Below are 7,166 nucleotides of genomic sequence, written 5' to 3'. Positions count from 1 at the left end.
GCCACTCGGGAACTCCTCCATATTTTTGGAGCTGGCAATAGGAATCGAACCTACAACCTGCTGATTACAAGTCAGCTGCTCTACCGTTGAGCCATGCCAGCGGATTTATCTAGATTCTTTACAGAACCGACAATGATTAGTATAAGGGGATAAGTAATAAGTTTCAACTCTTAAAATACCTCATTTACAGGTATTATTACACTTAAACTCCTATTTTCTATATTTTTCTCCTTATTAGTCTATTATTTGATTTTTTCAAACTTTCTTTTAAACCTATACACTAATATGATTTTCTATTTTTTCTATATCTATATAAGGACTGAGAATTTTTTTAACTTCTTCATAATCACTTGCTTTTAATCTATTTTTTAATATTTTAACTATATCTTTAGCTCCATCCACTTCATCTCCATTATCTAATATATCTTTGATTTGTGCATAATCAAAATTAGATAATTTACTTGCATAATAAAGCAATTTTGCTTTGTTAGATACAGAAATTTTCTTCTCTATTGTATTTTTATCCACCTTAAAAATCATACTTGCAGTCAAAGATTCTTCTTCATCTTTATCAGGTTCATAATATTTATTTTGGGAATTATCTATATACGAATTTTCATTTTCGTTTCCTTCAACTTTAATTAATGGATCATTATTTTCAACTTTCTCTTCGTCATCTGCTTTGTTTTTCTTTTCTAATCTATCATTTGTTACACTAGTACTATTTTCATTATTTGATTTATCTGCAACTTGTTTTTTAGATGTATTAGTATTTTTAACTTGTACGCTTTGCTCTGTTGATTTTTTAGGATTACTTGGGTATAAGATAAATACTACACTTATAATTGTTGCTAATATAACTAATATTGTTAAAATTTTTTTACTCATTTTATCACCTCTCTACTATTAACCTTTATTGCCATTATTTATCAATTTTATACTTTTGATATTATAATTTTTTATTATATATAATAACGTTCTTTTTGCTTGCATATATAATAAAGTACTGTTTATACATCAAGTAGAAAGGATGGTTTTTTTGAATAAAGTTAAAGTAAATTATAAAGAAAATATGGCCTATTACGAAATAGCTTACTTCTTGAGAGACTATATAAAAGACAATACTGTAATAGTCTGTATAGGAACTGATAAATGTATAGGAGATTCTCTTGGACCACTAGTAGGTACATTACTAAAAGAAACTCTAATACCCTTACCAATTTACGGAACTTTATCTTCACCTATCCACGCATTAAATATAGATAAAAAATTAGTTGAGATTAATAAAAATCATCCTAATTCTTTAATAATAGGCATAGATGCTTGTCTAGGAGATATTAATTCAATAGGTGAAATTCATGTTAGAGATTATGCTATACATCCTGGAAAGGGTGTTGGAAAAACACTTCCCGATGTAGGTAATGCCTCTATTATAGGAATTGTTGATTCAAGCAGCGCCACTGAAATTTTTTCTAATCGAACTATACGCCTTTCTTTGATAATGGATATGAGTAAATCTATTGTTAAAGGCATCGTTCACTCTTACTATTTGAGTGATATAAAAAAACTTTCTATATAAAAATAAAATGCTGCTAAAAATTCTATATTTTAGTAGCATTTTATTTTTATAAATACTCTATTTATCTGAGATTAAAAACTCACCATGTCCTTTTTCTAATGATGTTAATGCTTTTCCAGATCCTAAAACAACACAATCTACTGAATTATCAGCTACATTAACTTTTACTCCAGTTTCTATCTCAATTAATTTATCGAATCCATAAAGTAAGGCTCCTCCACCAGTCATTAATATTCCTTTATCTATTATATCTGCTGCTAATTCAGGTGGGGTTTTTTCTAAAACATCTCGAATTTTATCAATTATTAATCTTACTGGTTCCTCTAATGCCTTTGTAAGTTCTTCAGTAGTTACTTCTATGTTATCTGGCAATCCAGTAATTAAATTTCTTCCTTTTACTATAGAAGTAACATTTCTTGAACCTCTTAGTGCTGATCCTGCAGTTATTTTAAGCTCTTCTGCTGATTTTTCTCCGATCATAAGCTTGTATTTACTTCTTATAAATCTGATAATAGATTCATCAAACTTATCTCCAGCAACCTTAATTGATGCTCTTACAACTACACCATTTAGTGATATAATTGCTATATCAGTGGTTCCTCCACCAATATCAATAACCATTGTTCCATTTGGTTTTGAAATATCTAATCCAGCTCCTATTGCAGCTGCAAGTGGTTCCTCTATTAAAAATACAGACTTAGCTCCTGAGTTTTTAGCAGCATCTACAACTGCCCTTTTTTCAACTTCAGTTGATTGTGATGGTACACATACCATAACCTTTGGTGCAGAAATTTTTCTTTTACCGCAACTTTTTTGAATAAAATGTTTTAACATTTTTTCAGTAATGTCGTAATCAGATATTACTCCATCTCTTAATGGACGTACTGCTACGATATTCCCTGGGGTACGACCAATCATCTTTCTTGCTTCTTCTCCTACAGCTAGTACCTTATTTGAATTTTTATCCACTGCTACTACTGAAGGTTCTTTTAATATAATCCCTTTTCCTTCCATATAAACTAACACAGTAGCTGTACCTAAATCTATGGCTAAGTCGCTTCCCATCTTCCAAAACCACATTTCATATTCACTCCTATAATGATAAAATTCGAAAATATTTAAAATTTTTCAACAATATTCTCCTTTTTATATTATAATATGGAATAATGAATCTATTCAATAGCCTTGTACTTTAATTTTGTAGCTTTTCCACCTCTAATATGCCTTTCAGCTTTATTTAAATCTAAAATATATTTTGCTTCCTGTGCTATAGATGGGTTAATTTTAGGTAATCTTTCAGTCATATCTTTATGAATAGTACTTTTACTAACACCAAAAACCTTTGCAGTTTTTCTAATTGTAGCTTTCGAATCTATTATATACTGAGCAACCTCTAATACCCTTTCTTCAATATAGTCTTTCAAAGCTGGATCCTCCTCATTTAGTTATATTAGTTAATACTCATTTATTTAATGTTCTTAGAAATCAGCCATTTTGTTAAATGACTGATTTCAATTATATAAATTAATTATTGTGTCTTAAGTGTAAAATATTTTAATGGATCAACTTGTTCGCCTTTTGAATCTACCATTTGGAATTTCAAATGTTCTCCAACATCTTTATTAGTAAATTTCTTAGCGCTATTTCCAACTTTACCGATGACAGCTCCTTGAGTAACTTTTTGATCCTTTTTAACTTTTATATTTGAATCTAAGTTTGCATATTTACTCTTCATGCCGTTAGTATGTTTTATAACAACATACCATCCACTTAAATCACCATCTTCTTCTCCAACTTCTTCAACAACTCCTTCAGCTACAGCTAAAACATCAGTTCCAACTTTTGCTGAAATATCAATTCCTTTTATACTTTCATAATTATTGGTATCAACTTTTACCATCTCAATACCATATGAAAACTTTCTTAATAATGTACCATCTAAAGGTTTATTAAATTTAACAGTATTTGTATTTGAAACGGTGGTTGATTTTTGTGTTGTGTTTTGAGAAGTTTTATTAGCATCTTTATTATTGTCTGATTTTTCTTCATTTGACTTATCATTAGTATTTTTAACCTGATCAGCGTTATCAATTACATTGTTTCCACTAGAATCATTTATATTAATTGGTAAGTCATCCGAACTATCCGCTACAGGTGGAGTTAAATCTGCTTTAGCCTTTCTTACTGAAATCGCTGCTGCACTAGCTACCACACATAGGCACAAAAATAAAATTACGTAAAAACTCTCCTTTCTAAGTAAGTTTTTTAATTTTTCAAATCTGTTCTTTTTATCCATTAGTTATGAACACCTCCATTTGGTAGTCTGTCCTTTATAAACTAAAAAAATACAATTTTTCCATTACTTTTTTCTATTTTCTTTCGACATTTTTTACATATTTTATAATAAAAAAGAAGTTATATATGAATTAAAAAATCTAATTCATATATAACTTCTAAAATATTTTAATTTAGGTTAATTTCCTTTATATCTTTTATTTCTACCCCTTGATAATAATGCTTAAGTATCTCTTCACTTTTAGTGCCAGCTTTAGCCATTACATTTGCTCCTCTTTGACTCATTCCTACCCCATGACCATAACCAATACACTCGATATTAACCTTTCCGTTAGCTATCTTAATAGTAAAATTAGCTGACTTTATATTTAATAATGTCCTAAACTCAGTTCCTTTTACCTTAGCTCCTCCTAATTTAACTTCTGCAACAGATCCACCAGGATTTTTACTTAATATACTCACCGAACTATTTAGATTTGAGGCATTTAACTTAGCTTCTTTATATTTATTGTTAACCAATTTAATAAACTCTTCTACGGTTAATTCCTTACTTGATTTATAGCTTTTTGAATCTTCTTCTCCAGGAGAATCTACAGATCTTAAATAAGGTATATCAGATGCAAATACGGAAGCTGAATCTTCAGTTTTACCCCAGCTTGTTGAAAAAAACTGTGGATATAAAACTAGCTTCCCTTCATAACTTAATACTTTCCCTTTAGTTTCTTGTACCGCCTGCTGAAACTTCTTCCAATAATTCTCTTCCTCTTCCTGAGATTTATCCCACATTCCCATTCTTTTCTCTTTACTAATATATACCTGGCAATGTACTGTATCGCATATATCAGCTCCATTAGCCTGTTCACAAGGAGTTACTATTCTTTTTAATGCATAAGTTCTTGCTGCAATAGCTTGCGCCTTTAAAGCCTCTATTTCAAATTCTGCTGGCATTTCTGCAGCTATTACTCCCACTATATACTCTTCTAAATCCATCTCTTCATTTGAATTACTTTCAACATGATGAACTTTTATTTTCGAAAAGTCTTTTTTATCATTATTTATGTTAGTATTTTCATCTTCTTTAATTGTAGTATCCTCTTTATCCTTAGGGGTAGCAATTTCTCCGTTTAGTATTATTATAGGAATTAATATTAAACACAATATAGAAGAAAAATATAATGTTACTTTTCTCATAATACCTGCATCAAAATTATATCTTTTCATAGCTATCACCTCATAATTAATTTACATAACTATATATACTCAGAAATATGAAAGCTATGACAAATAATAAAAAAATCAGCATACGCTGATTTTTTTATTCATATATTCTTGATATATTTGCACCTAACATTTTTAATTTTTCTTCAATATTAACATACCCTCTATCTATATGATATACTTCATTTATTTCTGTTTCTCCTTCTGCTACTAATCCTGCTAGTATCATTGCTGCTCCTGCTCTTAAATCTGTTGCTTTAACTCCTGCACCTGTTAATCTATCAACGCCTTCTATAATTGCTGTTCTACCATCAATTTTTATATTTGCTCCCATTCTTAGTAGTTCTTGGACATGCATAAATCTATTTTCAAAAACTGTTTCTGATATAATACTTGAACCTTTGGTGAGACTTAAAAGAGCCATCATCTGAGCTTGCATATCAGTAGGAAAACCTGGATATGGCAGAGTTTTTATATCTACTGGTCTTAATTCTCCCCTTCCATCAACTCTCATTTTCCCATTTACAAGTTCCATTATTACTCCACATTCTTTAAGTTTTTCAATAGTAGGTCTTAAATGCTCTTCATTAACTCCATTTATAGTTATTTCACTTTTAGTTATAGCTGCAGCAACCATAAACGTTCCTGCTTCTATTCTGTCAAATATAGGCTTATATACTACTGGTTTTAGATAATTAACTCCTTCAATAGTTATTTTCCCCTGCCCAGCTCCATAAACCTTTGCTCCCATAGAATTTAAGAAATTTGCTAAATCCCATATTTCTGGTTCCTCAGCAGCATTTTCTATTATAGTGGTACCTTTAGCAAAAACCGCTGCCATCATTATATTTTCTGTTGCTCCTACAGAAGGAAAGTCTAAGTAAATTCGATTCCCTATAAGTTCTTTTGCCTTAGCTTCTACATATCCATGTCCTATGGATATTTCTGCACCCAAAGCTTTTAATCCTTTTAAGTGAAGGTCTATAGGTCTTGTTCCTATATTACATCCACCAGGATGCGATAACTTACAATAACCAAACTTAGTTATCATAGGTCCCATTATTAAAAATGATGCCCTCATTTTTTTTATTAGTTCACTATTTGCATTATTAGGAATTAAATTTTTTGTATTAATTTTTAATTCTCTTGTTATTTTATTTATTTCTACTTCAGCATTTAATTCTTTTAATACATTACATATAACATATACATCCTCTAAGAGTGGTGCCTCTTTTATTGTAATTTCATCTCCACATAAAATACATGCTACTATTATTGGGAGCACAGAATTTTTTGCAGAACTAATATTAACTTCACCAGCTAAAGTATTTCCACCTTTTACTCTGATTTTTTCCATGTTATCCTCCATAAACTATTGTTAATATGTTGAAACTATTAATGGTTCGCCAATAACCATATAAGAGTTTTTTTCATATGTGCAAATAGCGAAGTTTATAGTACTATTAGCCAATTCTGCCTTCCCAGTATATCCATTATTAATTTTTAAAGATGTATAGCTCTTTATTCCTACTGCTTTCAGCTCCTTGTCTAATACTTCTTCTAAATCTCCTTGTATATCTATTCTTCCCTTAAGTTCTTTAAAATATCTCACATCATATGATACTTCCTCTAGGAGATGATTTATATTTTTTTTAACCTCTTCTAGATTTTCCTTATTATTCTTTGTTGAATATATAATTCTAAAAGAGTTTTTTTCATCATTATATACATCCACTTGAATATCATCTAATTCATTTAATATTTTATAAGAGAAAGAAGTAGTATTTTCTTCTAAAGATTTTTCTCCGTAAAACTCACTATTCATTTTGCTTTTTATTAAATCTTTAAAATCACGGTTATTTAAATAACTTTTACCTTCAACTATTAAAGTTCTCTCTACATCCTTATGGTTCTCTAAAAACTTCCCTTCTAAACTTTGAAAACCTTGGCATTTTAAATTGTAAAAATTTAAAAAAGTTAAGAGAGAAAAAAGGAAAAGTACAACCATTGCAAATTTTTTGTACTTCATTATACCCCCTACCTTTCCTCTTAATTATTGTCAAGGCAAAAAGCT

Annotated in this window: 8 protein-coding genes and 1 tRNA gene; 1 reads left to right on the top strand and 8 read right to left on the bottom strand. The window is 29.6% G+C overall.

All coding sequences use genetic code 11. The annotated features are described in order from the left end of the window. Positions 1 to 26: 26 nt before the first annotated feature. A tRNA-Thr gene (locus B3N22_RS17770) sits at positions 27 to 101 on the bottom strand. Positions 102 to 273: 172 nt separating this feature from the next. Beyond that, positions 274 to 888, bottom strand: coding sequence for a splicing factor 3b subunit 2 (locus tag B3N22_RS17765; RefSeq protein ID WP_286909127.1), 615 nt, complete (start codon positions 886 to 888; stop codon positions 274 to 276). 151 nt (positions 889 to 1,039) lie between these two features. Here B3N22_RS17765 and yyaC point away from each other — a divergent pair, with 151 nt between their 5' ends. Then, positions 1,040 to 1,579, top strand: coding sequence for a spore protease YyaC (gene yyaC / locus B3N22_RS17760; protein WP_073022500.1), 540 nt, complete (start codon positions 1,040 to 1,042; stop codon positions 1,577 to 1,579). 57 nt (positions 1,580 to 1,636) lie between these two features. Here the strand turns inward: yyaC and mreB are convergent, their stop codons facing one another. The 6 genes from mreB to B3N22_RS17730 all read right to left on the bottom strand — a co-directional run bounded on the left by mreB (position 1,637) and on the right by B3N22_RS17730 (position 7,121). Further along, positions 1,637 to 2,659, bottom strand: coding sequence for a rod shape-determining protein MreB (mreB, locus tag B3N22_RS17755; RefSeq protein ID WP_286909126.1), 1,023 nt, complete (start codon positions 2,657 to 2,659; stop codon positions 1,637 to 1,639). Positions 2,660 to 2,751: 92 nt separating this feature from the next. Beyond that, positions 2,752 to 3,003: a sporulation transcriptional regulator SpoIIID gene (gene spoIIID / locus B3N22_RS17750; RefSeq protein ID WP_021800490.1), complete on the bottom strand. Its 252-nt coding sequence runs from the start codon at positions 3,001 to 3,003 to the stop codon at positions 2,752 to 2,754. A gap of 104 nt (positions 3,004 to 3,107) precedes the next feature. After that, positions 3,108 to 3,875, bottom strand: coding sequence for a M23 family metallopeptidase (locus B3N22_RS17745; RefSeq protein ID WP_286909124.1), 768 nt, complete (start codon positions 3,873 to 3,875; stop codon positions 3,108 to 3,110). Between the two features lie 167 nt (positions 3,876 to 4,042). Further along, on the bottom strand, positions 4,043 to 5,095 hold the full coding sequence (gene spoIID / locus B3N22_RS17740) for a stage II sporulation protein D (RefSeq protein ID WP_286909122.1): 1,053 nt from the start codon (positions 5,093 to 5,095) through the stop codon (positions 4,043 to 4,045). A gap of 94 nt (positions 5,096 to 5,189) precedes the next feature. After that, positions 5,190 to 6,449, bottom strand: a complete 1,260-nt coding sequence (murA, locus tag B3N22_RS17735; RefSeq protein ID WP_286909120.1) for a UDP-N-acetylglucosamine 1-carboxyvinyltransferase — start codon at positions 6,447 to 6,449, stop codon at positions 5,190 to 5,192. A 21-nt stretch (positions 6,450 to 6,470) separates the two neighbouring features. Continuing rightward, on the bottom strand, positions 6,471 to 7,121 hold the full coding sequence (locus B3N22_RS17730; protein ID WP_286909119.1) for a hypothetical protein: 651 nt from the start codon (positions 7,119 to 7,121) through the stop codon (positions 6,471 to 6,473). Positions 7,122 to 7,166: the final 45 nt, after the last annotated feature.

Origin of the sequence: Clostridium sp. UBA1652 (assembly GCF_002320975.1) — a bacterium.
Taxonomy (GTDB): Bacteria; Bacillota; Clostridia; order Clostridiales; family Clostridiaceae; genus Clostridium_T; species Clostridium_T intestinale.
This window is presented reverse-complemented; position numbering and strand designations above follow the sequence as displayed.

Coding starts and splice junctions, on each gene's coding strand:
- B3N22_RS17765 (WP_286909127.1), bottom strand. CDS start 888: ATGAGTAAAAAAATTTTAACAATATTAGTTATATTAGCAACAATTATA.
- mreB (WP_286909126.1), bottom strand. CDS start 2,659: ATGTGGTTTTGGAAGATGGGAAGCGACTTAGCCATAGATTTAGGTACA.
- B3N22_RS17745 (WP_286909124.1), bottom strand. CDS start 3,875: ATGGATAAAAAGAACAGATTTGAAAAATTAAAAAACTTACTTAGAAAG.
- spoIID (WP_286909122.1), bottom strand. CDS start 5,095: ATGAAAAGATATAATTTTGATGCAGGTATTATGAGAAAAGTAACATTA.
- murA (WP_286909120.1), bottom strand. CDS start 6,449: ATGGAAAAAATCAGAGTAAAAGGTGGAAATACTTTAGCTGGTGAAGTT.
- B3N22_RS17730 (WP_286909119.1), bottom strand. CDS start 7,121: ATGAAGTACAAAAAATTTGCAATGGTTGTACTTTTCCTTTTTTCTCTC.